Below are 14,349 nucleotides of genomic sequence, written 5' to 3' on the forward strand. Positions count from 1 at the left end.
GAGCCTAGGCGCGCGGACGTACCAGAGCCCTCCCTCGGGGCCCTGGGGCGTCGCTGGCCAACAGCTGAACTCCCATGCATGTGCACCAGGGCACACCGTTCGGAACCAGTCGTACAGGGCACCTATGTCCCGTTGCGTCACCATAAAAAGGTGCAGAGTTCCTGCTAAGTATCTCTCTTGTTGCTCGGCCAACGACAAAACATCGCTCAACCGTTTCACTCCTGTATCTCCTCGAAGAGCCTAAGAAACTCGCCTTCGGAATACACTGTGAACACAGCCGGTAGCCCGTTAATCTTGGGCGAAACCAACCAATCCCCAGGATAGAGGCGGACCTTCATACCGTCGCAGTATAAGCAATAGGCCCTTTCGATGCAGCGACCCTCCCTACGCTCAATGGAGACCTCGAAGGGATACCGATGAATTTGTAAAGGGTCGAATTGGACAGCATCGTATCGTACCAGATTTTTACGCTTGTAGACCTTCACAACTCTCTCCCCTGCCCTTCTACTCATAGAACCGTGCATAGAGTTCAGCCTCCAGTATGCCAGGACACGCGGCACGCCTCCACTGAGCCTGAGACGAATTTCCAGTCCATGATCCTCATCTGGTAAGGGAAATGATGGTGTTGGTTCAAGTCGTAACTGGTGAGAATGGGAATCGTCGGGGTGCAGCAGGCGCACTGAGGGACCGTTGAGGGCTGCGTCATAGTCTTCCTCCTCTCTCGGTGAGTTGGTCGTCCCCTAGCCATCCCATAGCCTGTCCTATGCTGAGCCAGGCCTGTTTCGGCAGAGTGAGGAACGGGGCATCGAAATGACGGATGTGCTGACTTCCCACGTCATACTCGGTCTGTTGCTTGACCACGGCGGCCCCCATCGAGGGCCGGATCCATAAAGTCTTCCGGAGGGGACCAATCCTTACCTCGAAAACTTCGAAATCTTGGTCTTCAGACGGATGAGCCGATGGCACCATGATCCCTCCTTCTGGTATGATAAAGTGGCAATACCGTCTGCTTTTCGCCCGTCCTGCCCGACGGGCGTCTTCGCTATGCCCTCTTCCCTCAGCGAGTCCAAGAATCGACGCATGGAGCGGTCGACGGCTTCGTACATCCTTTGTTCGGCTTGTTTTTCCATAGGATCCTCCCCAATTGATTTTTTGCAGAGAAAATGATGTATAGTCGATCCAATCGTTGTCATATCGAGGATGCCGACGACACGGACGAGCGGAGATGCACTTCCTCAGTCGGTATGCCCAGGACCTTGCCGATGAACTCCCGTGTCACCGGCACTCTCTGCTCTTTCGCCGCCTGGAGAACCTGATCGATGCAACGTCGCCGAATCATTTCGACCTGTTGGGCAGCTGCCCGAAGTGCCGCTTCGGATGGCTGACCAATATGGACCACACGCAACTCTGACATGGGATCGCCTCCTCTTTGCACGATATGCAGCACCTGCGCGGTGGGTTATTGCGATGCAGCGGCCTGTTCCTCTTTTCCAGTAGCGGTGTTTGTGGTAGGATTACGACATAAAATGTCGTAAATATCGACATCGTAGAAATCACAGATGACGACCAAACGACTGAGTGGCGGTGCGTTTTCGTCCTGTTCCCAACGTTGCAGCTGTCGCACGGAAACATTGAGGGCTGCCGCAACTTCCGACTGCGTAAGTCCTTTAGAGAGGCGAATCTTCCTGAGATTCCCGCCAATCTGCACTGTATCACCTCCTTTGTCGCGAGTGACACCACATGTCACTCCTCGATAATAAAGGACACCAGATGTCATGTCAAGAACCGGGGAAGATAATTTGGATCTTTTCTCACGACGACTAAGCGAATTACTTTTTCAACAGGAAGAACAGAAAAAAGAAATTGCGCATAAACTCGACATCACGTATAGGCAACTTCACCGATACGAATCCGGACAAAGCAAACCAGATTACGACAGACTGCTAAAATTAGCGGATTATCTTGATGTCTCGATAGACTATCTCGTCGGCCGAAGCGACGAACCGAACATCACCACCCCTCGTCAACGTGACTAATATGGTCACATTATGGATGACTAATGTAGTCATGTCAAGCATTTGGAAGTGAGAATGTGGCTGATTTTTCTACAAGGCTTTCGGAGTTGATTGCCTTCGACGGGTGCCAAAAGAAAGACATCGCAGAATTCATTGGGGTCACTTACAGACAATTCCATCGTTATGAGACAGGAGAACAAAAGCCCGATTTTGATGGCCTCTTAAAGCTCGCCGAGTATTTTGGGGTTTCTTTGGATTACTTAGTTGGTCTATCCGACGACCCGCGCCGAGTTGAGGACCTCATCCCCGACGAACACGCCGCAGGTTCCGAGTGATTGAGGGAGGTGTGCAGATGGACAAGCTCGACCGGATTCTGGAGGCGCTGACTTCGCTGGAACAACGTCTAACGGATGTTAATCAGCTCGCGAAGGATTTGAAAAGAGAACAAGAGGAACTTAAAAACGCTACGAGCGGACTCTTAGAGATGCTAACTCGAACCGCCGGAAGGTATCTGCATTAAAAGTCGATTCTTACATCAATGTTTAACACAAAGTCATTTATTGAAAATATTTATAAATTAAGGAAGGGGTATGTTTGTGGCGAAAACAGCCGAAAGGAAAATTGAGGTATGTGAAGTAAAAATGAAGGAAAAAGGACGGTTCGATAAAGAAATTGTGTGGTTAGAAGACAAATTTAAAGAGACAATGGAGTTCCTATACAACTTAGACGATACAGAGAAAGGTTTTTATTACAAGCAAAACACAAAAGTGTGTTTTTTGGCGCAGATACAGTTTCAAGAGAAATATATTTTGGGTTTTTTGAAAAGCACTTCGTTTGGCACGAAACCCGATTTATTGGATTCACAGACTTTGACCAGCAGAATTAATACACGAGAAATTCATGAAGGAGACGAGCAAAAGACTCATTTTCTGGTTCGTCGTAGTGATGGAGCTATGTTTTTGGAAAAAGCGCAATCAAGGTGTGTGGGTAGAACAGATTTCGAAACATATATCCGTCGCAAAACAAAGGAATACCGAAAGAATATAGGCATTAGTAATTATTTCATCTCTCAATTGATCAATGGTGACTTTTTTGAGGAATTAGACAAGCTGCAAGATTTAAATGCAATTACCATAAAGCTAGACAGGGCGATTCAAAGTGGTCAAAATAAGGCTTTTGAAGCGATGTATGGAGAAGGAGAAGAAATAGGGACCGAAGTAACCACGTTAGGATTGCAAATGAAAAGAGGAAATGTTTTTTCGAAAGCACGAGCCAACAGGTATATTAAAGATAAGGTGCATGCCATAAAGAATGGCGCCGACATTACAAATATTCGAATTCGAGGCAAGCAAGATGGAAAGAGTAAATTGCTTGACTTTAGCAAAGTCACTGAAGAGATACCAGTTCAGGTAAATGTTGATGAAGGTAATTTGGTGAATTCTGAGCATATGTATTCTATACTTATAAATATCGCGACCACGAGGGAACCTCTAAGCAAAAGGGAGCCGCTCGACGATGAAGAAATTGGTGAAGACATGGATGACGACGAATAGACCGTACATGAGAGTCGCAAAAGTATATTTTTCTTTTTCTACTCTTTATGAATTAACGACGGATTTATTCATTCCAGCCCTTTTGGGTGCGTGTTTTTTTATCTTTTCGTTAATGTCTCATGCCACCTTCGATGAGTTCAGTCATTTCTCGATATCTGTTTTATCTCTCGGCGTCACTGTTATTGCAATCTTGGCGGGGTTTAATGTAGCGAGTATGGCTATGATCGGAGCTGCGCCAGGCAGTTTCATTAAAAACCTTGCAAAAGTAACATCGAATACCGAAATTAACGTGTTAGAGGGCCTCATGTCCATGTTTGCATGGGCTGTTCTTGTACAGATCATTGTCCTGGTGCTGTCTTTGATATACTTTTCTCTTACAAGATTTTTCGCCCCTTTTTCACTTCCTCATTCTCTCGAATCTGGCGAAGTCCCTGTCTTTGATTTATTTTTTTCAATAGGAATTTTTATTGCATTGCACTCTTTGTTCTTGTCAGCACGCAATGTAACTGCCATCTTCAAGATTATAGTGCGTTCTATGGAGGAAAACGAAAGGGACAACGAAAGTTGAGAGCAGCCCTCTACTCCCGAGTCTCAACCGCCATGCAAGCCGATGAAGGATTCTCCCTCGATGCGCAGCTGCAACGCTTGCGTGATTTTTGTGCTGGGCAGGATTGGCAGGTGGTCGGCGTGTACACCGATGCGGGAGCCAGCGCCAAGGACACCGAGCGCCCTGAGCTGCAACGGATGATGCAAGCCATCGTGGAAGGTGCCATGGATGTGGTGGTGGTCTACAAGTTGGACCGCCTCACCCGCTCCGTCCTGGACTTATACGAGCTCCTCCAATTTTTCGAAGACCACAAGGTCGGGTTTCGATCCGTGACCGAGGTCTTCGACACCACCTCGGCGATGGGTCGTCTCTTTGTGACCATCGTAGCGGCGTTGGCCCAGTGGGAGCGTGAACAATTGGGGGAGAGGACCAAGGCAGGGATGATTGAAATGACCCGTCAAGGGAGATGGTCTGGGGGGCGGGCCGCCTTCGGGTACAGTTACGACGGGGAGCTGCACGTAAACGAGTCGCAGGCTGAGGTCGTCCGGGATATCTTTGAGTGGTATACGAGTGGGCTCGGCCTGCGCACGATTTTAGCCCGTCTGAACGACCCCTCCCATCCCCGTCTGGCTCCTAGGCAAGCGTGGACCCTCAATGCCTTGAAATATTGCCTAAGAAACCCCCTTTACGCGGGATATGTGCGATACGGGTATCGGACTGTGGGCGGCCGACGAACAGGGACTCCCTTGATCCAACCGGGGCAGCACGAGCCCATTATTTCACGGGATCTCTGGGAGAAAGCGGAACAGATGAGGAAAGAAAGGGCCACCTTCCCAGTGCGGGCGGGCACCGGGTCTTTCCCCTTTTCGGGTGTTCTCCGGTGCTCTCTGTGTGGCGCCGCTATGTCTGGGAACACCGTCACACGCAAAGGCCGATCCTATCGTTATTATGTGTGCGGGACAAGTGCCCATTCCGGACTGTGTCCGCAAAAGCCCATCCGGGAGGACAAAGTAGAAGGATCTTTCCTTTCCGCCCTCAAGGAGTATCGCGACCGACTTTCCGTGGCCTCTGAGGGTGGTGTTCCGAGAAATATGGAGAATACCATGGCCGCCCTGCAAACGGAGCTAAAACAGGCAAAATTGCGCCGCTCACGATGGATGGATGCGTTTGGGGACGGGGTCATCAGCGGCGAGGAGCTTAGAGAGCATTTGGATGCCACGTCGGAGAGGATACGGAGACTGGAGAGTGAAATTGTGCGTCTAGAGGAGGCGTCTGGAGCCGACCTTCAACTCGTAAGAGACCTGGCGTTGTCGTTTGAGCAGGTATGGCCCTTAGCCCTCCCGGTCGAGCGCAAAGAACTTTTGCGGTCGCTGGTGGACCGAATGTACTTGGAACCGGAAGAACGTCTCCGGGTCGTATGGCGCGTTTAGGTATTTAAGGTGTCACGCGTTCGCATGGATTTTTTGGCTGGCTTTCCTTTGGTAGTCTACGTGCCCTGCTGCAAGAGAATGTGTTCCAAAAGTCCTGCATCAAATCCACTCTATGTCTTGTGTCGAAAACTGCGGCGTCCAGAGTGACTGGGCGTCTCAGTTTTTACGAAAGATAAACCGCTCCGGATGGGTTTCAGTCACGATGCCCATATTGTGAAGGCAACAGAAGGTATCGGCGTTTGCACTTAACTGACCACCATACCCGTATCCGCAACTGCGGTCATAAGCTGCATCGATGAGTTTTCGATAGAGGACAGCCAAACTGTGGCTACCATGGCTCCCGGCGGCGCAACGCTGCACGTAGTATGCATGCCACGGTCTGAAGACGTGCCCGGTCAAGACTCCCATCAGTGCCGGACCCTCCGTCAGCAGGCAAACTTCGAGACCGCTCGGTCGATAGGCATCTTGGCACCACAAGTCAGCAATCAAAGCTTCGACCAAGTCTCGGTCTGCCCCAATCCACTGCTTTGTCCGTTTCACCAAGAGTTTCGTTCGATCCGTTCCAAAGTACCATTCCACGTGCAAATGAGGTAGTCGGTCCTCCCCATCGTCCACTGGCTTGGTCTGCCACAATGCGTGACCAGCAACCGTCCGTATCTGAAGGTCCACTGTTGCATTCACCTCATTCTCTCGTTCGGTCCTCCTTTTTAGTCTGCCCGCTTTCAAATTGATTTTAAAACCACCATCTCGTCAAAAGTTCGCAATTTGCAAGATGGTCGATACATATCGTGCAGAGTGATTGTAATCCCATACGGCTTGCCAGGGGTTGTTGTCGAATCCGTCCACGCTTAACATGTGAGCAGCGCTGTAGATGGCATCTTCGACGTTGTCGATGTCGGGTGGTCCCGGTACTCCTGGTGCAGCGACGCCAAATTCGGCAAAAGTGGCAGGCATGAATTGCATCGGACCTTGTGCGCCAGCACACGATGTTATGGGTCCGCCGAGGGAAAAGTCAGTTTCTGTCTTGTGTATTGCGGCCAATACGGTCCAAGGGACTTTATAGCGTGCAGCAGCTTGCATGTAGATTGGGATGAGTTCAGCCGGAGCGTTTTTCAACAAACGCGGCATCGCAGGGGGGTGACTGGATGGATTGACCAAGCGGAGTTTCTGGCCTGGATAGATAGTGTCTCCGGAAAGATGATTGTCTTTTTGGATGCGCACTACTGGGATGCCGTACAGTTCGGAAAGCGCCCAAAGAGTGTTTCCTGATTGCACCGTATAATCAATGACGGTGGCGAGATGTCGCTCTGCTGCGTTTCGATGATGGGTCGGCGTGTTCCGCACGGTGTTCGCGTAAATGTGGCGTGTGATGGCCACTTTGAGAACAAGGTCGCGAACTATAGGAGTGTCCAAGCTCCGCCCGACGGACGGAACAAAACCTTGCAATGTGCGCGTTCGGATAGACCGGTAGGCAGTCAGGTCAAAGGATAAGGGCATGGGTTCTATGTCTCTCTGTAAGACGAGGGGTCTCTGTGATATTGGGTAGTCCTGTTGAATGCTTTGCCCGGGAATAGACAGAGTTTGCGGGGACAGTCCGCACCACAAGAAGGTCAGGATGAACGCAAACCAAATCCACAACGACTTGAGTTCAAATCGCACCGCCATCTTCCTCCTGTTCTCGAGTCTGCATGTTGATGCATACGCGAAACAGGCGGAGGCTAGTCCTAAATAGGCGAATTTAATTCTGAGGAGAATCTTCGGGATGGATACAAACCAGGTATGGTTCGAGTCGAACGGTGCCAACAACAGGCTTGGAAGAGATTCAATCGCCGTTGGCTCGGCCCGCCCCAACGTTGACGCGTACGTCACCAGGTCTCAGCGACACAAAAAGTCAGGGGGTTACTGGCTCATGCATCAGAACCCTCTGACCTGTCATACGCGTATCGGTACCTGTGTTTTGCTCAGCGAATTAAGACTCCTGAATGCGACACAAAACGGTGTCTGAGTGAACCTCGGCTCCTACGGTCACCAATATTTCGCTGAGTGTACCAGATACCTCTGATGGCACTTCAACGGTCACTTTGTCTGTGGTGACTTCGACAATACCGTCTCCTACGTGCACCGTTTCGCCAACATTTTTCAGCCATGCCGTAACCAAGCAAGAATCAACCGTTTCACCCAACTGAGGTAACTTTACATCGTACATCTGCAAGTCCTCCCGCCATCTAACAAAATCATTCTGATTGTTGCACTTTACCATCGTGTTGATAAGTCTATCATGCGGTATCGCGGTCAGCCAACTTTCGAGAATCGCAGTTTTTAAGCGTGGCCCCTCAATTGTATAGGCATGTTAAAAATCACATGGCTTTCGCGCACAGTCATCATCCCGGCGTCCACCATATTCTCCAACACAATACTTTCTCGTTTTCGTGCCAGTGGATAGGCATAGAACGGATCGTAATCACTGGGTGCATTAGGCAAGCCAGCCAACATCGCCAATTCGCCAAGATTGCAGGCATCAGGTCGTCTGCCAAAATACGTTTCTGCTGCGTTGTACAGACCATAGGCACCGTTCCCGAAGTAAATGACGTTTGCGTACAAGTCAAAGGTCTCTGGTTTTGACATGGTATCGTAGAGTCCGATCGCGTAAAGAGCCTGGCGAATTTTATAGCCCAACGTTTTTTGGTGGCGAATGATCGTGTTGTCGACTAATTGTTGGGTAATTGTCGAACCCCCTTCGACATAGCCGTCTTTTTCCACATCGACGACGAAGGAACGAAGTATACCTATTGGGTCAATACCGGGATCCCACGAAAATCGTCGATCCTCCGTCGCGATGACCGCCTCTTTGTAAAAGTGAGGAATTTCTGCGTACGGCACGATATGAACATGGTGTTCGCGAAACATTGCCGCTGCTGCGGTCTGTACTTTTTGTCGAATTGGAAATGAAGTGTGAAAGTAGACATTCAAACCGCCGAAGAACAATGATATTGTCAGCAATGCCCCGAACAACCATCGCAAGAAGCGACTGGACCGCAAGCCTGCATCACGCCTTTTCAGTGAATTTGCTGGAGTGGACCTTTGTCTGTTCAAAGATATGCGCCAAGAGTGCGCGGCGCGTCACCAGACCAGCAAAATTGTCATTGTCGACCAGACAAAGAAAGGGTTGATTGATGGAAAGTTGTACCGCTTTACGGACCGTATCGGTGGGCTGAATCGCGGGTACATGCGTGTTCATCAAGTTTCCCACTTGTAAGTCCGCGAGCCTCTCTACTTCGATTCGCTCAAGGCCAAGAATGGCATCTAAAATTATCGTTTTACTGATCGTGCCAACAACGCGAGTTCTACCGGATAAAACGGGTATCGCCGAATACCTCGTTTTAATCAAGACGAGCAAGGCGTGCTCTGCCGAATTCTTATCTTCAACGCAAGCCACATTTTGAGCCGGCATAATCAGTTTTGCAAATACCTCATTGTGAATCGGTCGATCCATCCAATCTAACATGCAATGCCACCGTCTTCCTGTGAACTGTGACTTTTAAAGCCCTATCCATTATACAGAATGGACCCGTTGTTTAGCTCTATCTCATTAGACAGTGTAACAGATGTCACGTAAGAATGGTCTTTCACGGTGCTCGCTCGTCTTCTGAGTCTTCTGCAGAATACCTGTCCTAATGTCCTCTAAAAAGGAGAAGAGGGACGTGATGTCCCCCTCCTTATCGGTCACGAATTGCTCTTTTGGAATCGAACGGAATGGGTTGGTTTCCGGTGCATCACTTCCGGGGCGATTCCGCCATCTTCCTGAAGCCGGTCGAGTGCGTCCAAAACGCTGTCCTGGTATGAGTCATCCACGTTGGATGACGAGTTCCACGAGTTGTCTAACTCTCGAGGTTCTTTCTCCATGACCAATCTCTCCTCCCGTTCACCTGAGCAAGGTGACTATCTTAGCTTGAGGAGTTAGGAAAGGAGCTATACCTCCCTGAGCGAACTCAGGGCATCGTGGAAAGCTTTTGGTACAAAAATGGAGCGACTGGATAAAGCGAATACTCTTTTGCATGTAACAATTGTTCTGTACTGCCGAGAAACAACAGACCTCCAGTTCGCAACGCTTTTGCAAATTCCGAGATGACGTGATGCTTCGCACCGTCGGTGAAATAGATGAGAACATTGCGGCATATGATGAGATCTAGCGCGCTCGGATACGGGTCAGACAGCAGATTGTGCTGCTGAAAATGCACCGATTCGGCAATCTCCCGGTTAATTTGCCATCCGACCGGGGTTTCCTGAAAATATGCCGCGAGTTCACTTTTTGTTACTTCACGGAGTTGGTGCTGTTGGTAAATACCTTGCCGTGCGTGGGACAATGCGGTGCTGTCGATGTCGGTTGCAAGAAGGTCGATTTCAGTTACGCCTGCTTGCGACGCGAGAATGCGAAGTGAGTATGGTTCTTCTCCAGTTGAACACGCCGCACTCCAAAACCGGAATGGGTGTGTCATCGGGCCTTTGAAAATGTACGTCGATAACATGGTCCAACGTTCTCTATTCCGAAAAAACTCCGAAACATTGATGGTCATTTTATCTAAGACTCGATGTAGCCATTCTGGTTGCAATGAGAGCTTCTCTGCAAATTGTGGATAGGTATCGCAGCCGAGCTGATTGCGAAGAGAAGTGAGTCGTCGTTCCATCTGAGGTCTTTTGTACAGGGAAAGGTCTATCCCTGTGAGGTGTAAAAAGTCAATCATAAATTGTTCGAATTCATCCATGCCATGACGTCTCCTCGTGGCTAGTGGAAATCAATGGTGTCAACATGCATCTTCGTATACTTGCCGATGAATAGGATGTCGTAACCGTTCATCGGCAGGAACCGAGTCTGGAGGGATACGGATGGCTCCAATGAAACTGGGGCTCGCTCTCAGTGGCGGTACTTTAAAGGCTGCGGCTCACATTGGTGTGTTAAAGGCACTACAGGAACTGAACATCAAACCCGATATGGTGGCAGGAACGAGCGCAGGAGGACTGGTCGCTGCCCTCTATACTCATGGATACAAAATCAACGATTTCCTGAAGATCATTGACCACTTTTCCCCAGAAAAATTAATGGACTACGGATTTCCGGTGATGTCCTCTCTCTACACGGTACTTCATCGACGACTGGCCAAACAGTCTTCTCTGCTTCGTGTCTATCCGCATGGCTTCATCCGAGGATTAAAGCTCCAAAGATATATTTGTGATTTGTTACAAAACCGAATTTGCGAGAAGCCGTTACTCGTGATTTCAACGGACTTACTGACTGGAAACCCAATCGTTTTCGCTGTGAATCGCGACGCACACGGAAAATTCACGCCCATTTCCTCCAAGGACCTGCCGACCGCCATTTTGGGATCGAGTGCGTTGCCGGGAATTTTCACGCCCGTTTCCTATCCCCCGTATTTACTAGTTGATGGCGCCATGCGCCACTACGTCCCAGTGGAGGCACTGCGGCAATGTGGCTGTACCAAAATTATCGCAGTCAACTTGTATCAACTTCCTAGAGACTACAGTCCAAAAACAACGGTCGACGTCCTAGCGAGATCGTTCGACATCTTGTTGCGCGAATCCATCGACAATGACACGCAACAACAAGATGTCTTTGTCCTCGAACCTCGTTTCACAAGTGCTTCGGTCTGGTCGTTGCGCGATATGAAGCAACACGTTCATCGCGGAGAGGTGGCTGTTGCAGAGGTTTTGCCCAAACTGCAACAGTTTCTCAGCAGTCGGACCCACGTTGACGCGAGCCCAAGAGACTCAGGTGAACATCGTTTCTAAGACGTGATGACTAACTGACCCAAACGTCCGAAGATTTTTCATAACGAATGAGTTGGTTGTCAAACCACAACGATATTTCTCGGTCGGCACTTTCGCTACTGTCTGAGCCGTGAATGATGTTCATCCCGATAGACAGACCAAAATCGCCGCGAATAGTGCCTGGTGCCGACTCTGATGGATTCGTTTTACCCATCATGGTACGTGCTACAGAGATGGCATTTTCACCTTGCCAGACCATGGCGAACACGGGAGAGGAGGTGATAAACGAGACCAATTCTCCAAAAAACGGGCGTTCTTTATGCTCTGCGTAATGCGCTTTAGCGGTTGCTTCATCCACTGACATGAGCTTGGCAGCCACTAAGCGAAGACCTCTCCGTTCGAACCGGGAAATCACTTCGCCAATGAGTCCTCTTTGAACCCCGTCTGGTTTGAGCATAATAAATGTCGATTCCAAGGCCAAGCAAAACAACTCCTTTTCATATATGTATCGCGCGTATTGTAGAGCATGAGACGATGTTTCTGCAACTGTGAAGTCAAAACAGCCGTTCGTAAACAAAGTCGGCGACCGTCTGTAACTCGACCCGCACCTCGGGAATGTCAATGCACTGCAAGTGTTGTACCGCTTTCGCCATACATTTCTTCGCTATTCCTCGTGCAGATTCAATGCAGCCAGAATCTCGCACGATTTGAATGGCTAAAGTCGCTTGTTCGCTCGTCATATCTTTTTGCACCAGACGTCTCAACTGTTCACCCACTGGTACATCGAGCGAAGCCAATAACGTCGGTAGCGTGAGATTTCCTTGGCGCAGGTCACCGGCTACTGGTTTCCCAACGTGAGATTCATCTCCTGAGAAGTCGAGTACATCGTCAATAATTTGAAATGCCATCCCAGTCCAATAACCAAAACGTCGCAATGCACTGACGTTTTGCGCAGAGGCACCTGCGGCCGAAGCGCCGAGACTGCAACTGACAGAAATGAGGAGTGCCGTCTTGCGTTCGATTCTCCGGAAGTAGGTACGAAGAGTCTGTGTCCAGTTGAACAAGTCTCTTATCTGCTCAATTTCACCGCGACACATTTTCGCAATTGCCGTTGAGAATTCCTGATGAATGTCGACTCTTTCAATGCGACTCAAAATACCAATCGCCCGGGCAAATAGGAAATCCCCTACGTACATAGCAGCACGATTTCCAAATTGGGCTTTCACAGTGGGTTGGCCGCGGCGTAATGACGAATCGTCGATGACGTCATCATGAACGAGCGTGGCCATGTGTATAAGCTCCAAGGCACAGGCGACGCGCTCCACATCTTCCGTGTTTTCGCGCTGCCCTAAGCTACCGCAAATAACAGCAAAAAGCGGCCTAATCCGCTTCCCACCCGCCTCCAATAAATGAAGCGCTGCCCGCGACAGTGTCGCTTGTTCGGAGTGAACTTCTCCGCGCAAGCGCAGTTCGACCGAATGCAAGCGAGACTCATATCGGTTGTAAACTTGTACGAAGCTCATGGTGCAGTCGACTCCTCTGGTTTCAATCCAATGTGCAGAGCCGCAATTCCACCTGTCAAGGCATAGCTTCGAACACGCTGTAGTCCCACTTCCCGAAAGATTCCTTCAAGGCGAATGCGGTCAGGAAAATCAGCCAAAGACTCGGGCAGCCATGCATACGGGGTCTTACTACCAACTGCCATCGCGCCTAGATATGGAAGTATTTTTTGAAAGTAAAAATAATACATTTGACGAAAAACGGGGATCTGCGGTTTGGACAGCTCCAAAGACACGACTGTGCCACCAGGTTTGATGACGCGCATCATTTCGGACAGACATTGTCTGACATCGGGAACGTTGCGCAGTGCAAATCCGATGGTCGCGACATCAAATTCATTATCTTGAAACGGCATTTCCATTGCATTTCCTTCAATAAACAGAACATGGTCGCTTGGAGTCTTCATCTCATTTTGGCGAACGCGAGCTACGTCGAGCATTTCCTTACAAAAGTCGAGTCCAACAACCCTTCCATCTTCACCCACGGTCTCCGCCAAGGCAAACGTCCAAGCCCCAGTACCTGCTGCTACGTCGAGTACTTTCCCAGCCGCAGGAATTTGCAATTGTCTCATGGCGAAACGCCGCCACAGGCGATGTTGCTGAAAACTCAGTACCGAATTCATGAAATCATATCGACCGGCAATCTGCGAAAACACCGAATGTACATGTTCTGCCTTATTGACGTTTTCTCGTACCATCACGAACTTCCTTCCGCCAACTTCATTACTTCTAGCATGTCTTTAAGAGGCTGGACATAGTCCGTCAGGGACGTGAGAATGGGGTCGTTTCTTGGTAACGGGGACAAACTCACCACTCGGTCCCACATTTCGGACAGCCAATCGTACGCTTGACGAAACGTCACATACCGCAACCCGTTTTTCACATGCAATTCGGTCTGCACAATGTAAGCTCGGACAAACGATTGAACATACATTTTCCACGGCTCATGGTTACCCAGAAAATGTTCCGCCAAGCTGTGTAAAATTTGTCCTTCCACGACTTCTCGCAACGACAAATAGGTAGCTGGCGTAAGCTTCCCATCTCTCGACAGCAAGGTCATCTTTGCTTCATTCGTCTTGGCAATACCATCGGACAATCGACAGAGCAACGCAAAATCCCCGCGAAAAGCGAGCATCCGATAATACTTGCTACTGTCATAGTCTCCTGCTAAGACAACCAGTTGCTGCCGTACGCCACGTTCACTGTCCACAGAATCGTGAATGGATAATCCCTGTTGAAGCAACAAAAAAGCGCTGAGAATGGCCAAGATATCGTTCTCTGCGAGACCAGCCGCTCGAAGGATGGCGAGGCCCACTTCGAAATGAAACTGACTTAGGGTTTGATTCATGTGTTGTGCAACTAAAAATGGATGCCGCATGTGCGACTGCACCTGTTTCTGAACAGAAAGAAACAACTGATTTACCTCGTCCGGCATCCATTCATCTCCTCGCGGCGAAAAGA

The 14,349-nt window shown here is 49.5% G+C and carries 21 protein-coding genes; 7 read left to right on the forward strand and 14 right to left on the reverse strand.

Annotation, left to right across the window (positions count from 1 at the left end; genetic code table 11):
- Positions 1 to 702: 702 nt before the first annotated feature.
- From M4I36_RS00465 to M4I36_RS00475, 3 genes are all read right to left on the reverse strand, one after another.
- Positions 703 to 969, reverse strand: a complete 267-nt coding sequence (locus tag M4I36_RS00465) for a hypothetical protein (RefSeq protein ID WP_258109636.1) — start codon at positions 967 to 969, stop codon at positions 703 to 705.
- Positions 970 to 1,189: 220 nt separating this feature from the next.
- Positions 1,190 to 1,414 carry a hypothetical protein gene (locus tag M4I36_RS00470; protein ID WP_258109637.1) on the reverse strand — a complete coding sequence of 75 codons (225 nt, stop codon included), beginning with the start codon at positions 1,412 to 1,414 and terminating at the stop codon, positions 1,190 to 1,192.
- 45 nt (positions 1,415 to 1,459) lie between these two features.
- Positions 1,460 to 1,708 carry a helix-turn-helix domain-containing protein gene (locus tag M4I36_RS00475; protein ID WP_258109638.1) on the reverse strand — a complete coding sequence of 83 codons (249 nt, stop codon included), beginning with the start codon at positions 1,706 to 1,708 and terminating at the stop codon, positions 1,460 to 1,462.
- 67 nt (positions 1,709 to 1,775) lie between these two features.
- On the opposite strand from M4I36_RS00475, the gene M4I36_RS00480 reads away from it, so the two are divergent.
- From M4I36_RS00480 to M4I36_RS00505, 6 genes are all read left to right on the forward strand, one after another.
- On the forward strand, positions 1,776 to 2,036 hold the full coding sequence (locus M4I36_RS00480; RefSeq protein WP_258109639.1) for a helix-turn-helix domain-containing protein: 261 nt from the start codon (positions 1,776 to 1,778) through the stop codon (positions 2,034 to 2,036).
- 56 nt (positions 2,037 to 2,092) lie between these two features.
- Positions 2,093 to 2,350, forward strand: a complete 258-nt coding sequence (locus M4I36_RS00485; RefSeq protein ID WP_258109640.1) for a helix-turn-helix domain-containing protein — start codon at positions 2,093 to 2,095, stop codon at positions 2,348 to 2,350.
- A gap of 17 nt (positions 2,351 to 2,367) precedes the next feature.
- On the forward strand, positions 2,368 to 2,535 hold the full coding sequence (locus M4I36_RS00490) for a hypothetical protein (protein ID WP_258109641.1): 168 nt from the start codon (positions 2,368 to 2,370) through the stop codon (positions 2,533 to 2,535).
- A 76-nt stretch (positions 2,536 to 2,611) separates the two neighbouring features.
- Entirely contained in the window at positions 2,612 to 3,568 is a 957-nt protein-coding gene (locus M4I36_RS00495) for a hypothetical protein (RefSeq protein ID WP_258109642.1), read from the forward strand.
- Positions 3,531 to 4,136: a hypothetical protein gene (locus M4I36_RS00500; protein WP_258109643.1), complete on the forward strand. Its 606-nt coding sequence runs from the start codon at positions 3,531 to 3,533 to the stop codon at positions 4,134 to 4,136. Before M4I36_RS00495 ends, M4I36_RS00500 begins: the two co-directional genes overlap by 38 nt.
- Positions 4,133 to 5,545, forward strand: coding sequence for a recombinase family protein (locus tag M4I36_RS00505; protein WP_258109644.1), 1,413 nt, complete (start codon positions 4,133 to 4,135; stop codon positions 5,543 to 5,545). The genes M4I36_RS00500 and M4I36_RS00505 overlap by 4 nt, the downstream gene beginning before the upstream one ends.
- Before the next feature lie 156 nt (positions 5,546 to 5,701).
- On the opposite strand, the gene M4I36_RS00510 is transcribed toward M4I36_RS00505, so the two are convergent.
- The 7 genes from M4I36_RS00510 to M4I36_RS00540 form a co-directional block, all read right to left on the reverse strand.
- Entirely contained in the window at positions 5,702 to 6,226 is a 525-nt protein-coding gene (locus tag M4I36_RS00510) for a hypothetical protein (RefSeq protein ID WP_258109645.1), read from the reverse strand.
- Positions 6,227 to 6,295: 69 nt separating this feature from the next.
- Positions 6,296 to 7,204 carry a LysM peptidoglycan-binding domain-containing protein gene (locus M4I36_RS00515; RefSeq protein ID WP_258109646.1) on the reverse strand — a complete coding sequence of 303 codons (909 nt, stop codon included), beginning with the start codon at positions 7,202 to 7,204 and terminating at the stop codon, positions 6,296 to 6,298.
- Positions 7,205 to 7,514: 310 nt separating this feature from the next.
- The gene (locus tag M4I36_RS00520; RefSeq protein WP_258109647.1) at positions 7,515 to 7,751 is read right to left on the reverse strand and encodes a biotin/lipoyl-containing protein; all 237 of its coding nucleotides are present in this window, start codon (positions 7,749 to 7,751) and stop codon (positions 7,515 to 7,517) included.
- Positions 7,752 to 7,864: 113 nt separating this feature from the next.
- Positions 7,865 to 8,545: a biosynthetic peptidoglycan transglycosylase gene (locus M4I36_RS00525; RefSeq protein ID WP_258109648.1), complete on the reverse strand. Its 681-nt coding sequence runs from the start codon at positions 8,543 to 8,545 to the stop codon at positions 7,865 to 7,867.
- Positions 8,546 to 8,591: 46 nt separating this feature from the next.
- Complete coding sequence (gene cbpB, locus M4I36_RS00530) at positions 8,592 to 9,050, reverse strand: cyclic-di-AMP-binding protein CbpB (protein ID WP_258109649.1); 459 nt, start codon at positions 9,048 to 9,050, stop codon at positions 8,592 to 8,594.
- 218 nt (positions 9,051 to 9,268) lie between these two features.
- Entirely contained in the window at positions 9,269 to 9,448 is a 180-nt protein-coding gene (locus tag M4I36_RS00535) for a hypothetical protein (protein ID WP_258109650.1), read from the reverse strand.
- 86 nt (positions 9,449 to 9,534) lie between these two features.
- A complete protein-coding gene (locus M4I36_RS00540; RefSeq protein ID WP_258109651.1) occupies positions 9,535 to 10,308 on the reverse strand; it encodes a CheR family methyltransferase in 774 nt (257 codons plus the stop codon).
- Positions 10,309 to 10,429: 121 nt separating this feature from the next.
- Between M4I36_RS00540 and M4I36_RS00545 the strand changes: the two genes are divergently transcribed.
- Positions 10,430 to 11,350, forward strand: coding sequence for a patatin-like phospholipase family protein (locus tag M4I36_RS00545; RefSeq protein WP_258109652.1), 921 nt, complete (start codon positions 10,430 to 10,432; stop codon positions 11,348 to 11,350).
- A gap of 10 nt (positions 11,351 to 11,360) precedes the next feature.
- Here M4I36_RS00545 and ndk read toward each other — a convergent pair whose 3' ends face one another.
- The 4 genes from ndk to M4I36_RS00565 all read right to left on the reverse strand — a co-directional run bounded on the left by ndk (position 11,361) and on the right by M4I36_RS00565 (position 14,323).
- A complete protein-coding gene (gene ndk / locus M4I36_RS00550) occupies positions 11,361 to 11,804 on the reverse strand; it encodes a nucleoside-diphosphate kinase (protein ID WP_258109676.1) in 444 nt (147 codons plus the stop codon).
- A 79-nt stretch (positions 11,805 to 11,883) separates the two neighbouring features.
- On the reverse strand, positions 11,884 to 12,852 hold the full coding sequence (locus tag M4I36_RS00555) for a polyprenyl synthetase family protein (RefSeq protein WP_258109653.1): 969 nt from the start codon (positions 12,850 to 12,852) through the stop codon (positions 11,884 to 11,886).
- Positions 12,849 to 13,586: a demethylmenaquinone methyltransferase gene (locus M4I36_RS00560; protein ID WP_258109678.1), complete on the reverse strand. Its 738-nt coding sequence runs from the start codon at positions 13,584 to 13,586 to the stop codon at positions 12,849 to 12,851. The genes M4I36_RS00555 and M4I36_RS00560 overlap by 4 nt, the downstream gene beginning before the upstream one ends.
- The gene (locus tag M4I36_RS00565) at positions 13,586 to 14,323 is read right to left on the reverse strand and encodes a heptaprenyl diphosphate synthase component 1 (protein ID WP_258109654.1); all 738 of its coding nucleotides are present in this window, start codon (positions 14,321 to 14,323) and stop codon (positions 13,586 to 13,588) included. Before M4I36_RS00565 ends, M4I36_RS00560 begins: the two co-directional genes overlap by 1 nt.
- Between the last annotated feature and the right edge of the window lie 26 nt (positions 14,324 to 14,349).

This window comes from Alicyclobacillus sp. SP_1, assembly GCF_024706985.1.
In the GTDB taxonomy this organism is placed as follows: Bacteria; Bacillota; Bacilli; order Alicyclobacillales; family Alicyclobacillaceae; genus Alicyclobacillus_I.

Bases quoted from the DNA above. Each gene is read 5' to 3' on its own strand.
- M4I36_RS00490 (WP_258109641.1), top strand. From the start codon at position 2,368: ATGGACAAGCTCGACCGGATTCTGGAGGCGCTGACTTCGCTGGAACAA.
- M4I36_RS00565 (WP_258109654.1), bottom strand. From the start codon at position 14,323: ATGCCGGACGAGGTAAATCAGTTGTTTCTTTCTGTTCAGAAACAGGTG.
- M4I36_RS00470 (WP_258109637.1), bottom strand. From the start codon at position 1,414: ATGTCAGAGTTGCGTGTGGTCCATATTGGTCAGCCATCCGAAGCGGCA.
- M4I36_RS00520 (WP_258109647.1), bottom strand. From the start codon at position 7,751: ATGTACGATGTAAAGTTACCTCAGTTGGGTGAAACGGTTGATTCTTGC.
- M4I36_RS00465 (WP_258109636.1), bottom strand. From the start codon at position 969: ATGGTGCCATCGGCTCATCCGTCTGAAGACCAAGATTTCGAAGTTTTC.
- M4I36_RS00500 (WP_258109643.1), top strand. From the start codon at position 3,531: ATGAAGAAATTGGTGAAGACATGGATGACGACGAATAGACCGTACATG.
- M4I36_RS00545 (WP_258109652.1), top strand. From the start codon at position 10,430: ATGGCTCCAATGAAACTGGGGCTCGCTCTCAGTGGCGGTACTTTAAAG.
- cbpB (WP_258109649.1), bottom strand. From the start codon at position 9,050: ATGTTAGATTGGATGGATCGACCGATTCACAATGAGGTATTTGCAAAA.
- M4I36_RS00560 (WP_258109678.1), bottom strand. From the start codon at position 13,586: ATGGTACGAGAAAACGTCAATAAGGCAGAACATGTACATTCGGTGTTT.
- M4I36_RS00480 (WP_258109639.1), top strand. From the start codon at position 1,776: ATGTCAAGAACCGGGGAAGATAATTTGGATCTTTTCTCACGACGACTA.
- M4I36_RS00555 (WP_258109653.1), bottom strand. From the start codon at position 12,852: ATGAGCTTCGTACAAGTTTACAACCGATATGAGTCTCGCTTGCATTCG.
- M4I36_RS00535 (WP_258109650.1), bottom strand. From the start codon at position 9,448: ATGGAGAAAGAACCTCGAGAGTTAGACAACTCGTGGAACTCGTCATCC.
- M4I36_RS00540 (WP_258109651.1), bottom strand. From the start codon at position 10,308: ATGGATGAATTCGAACAATTTATGATTGACTTTTTACACCTCACAGGG.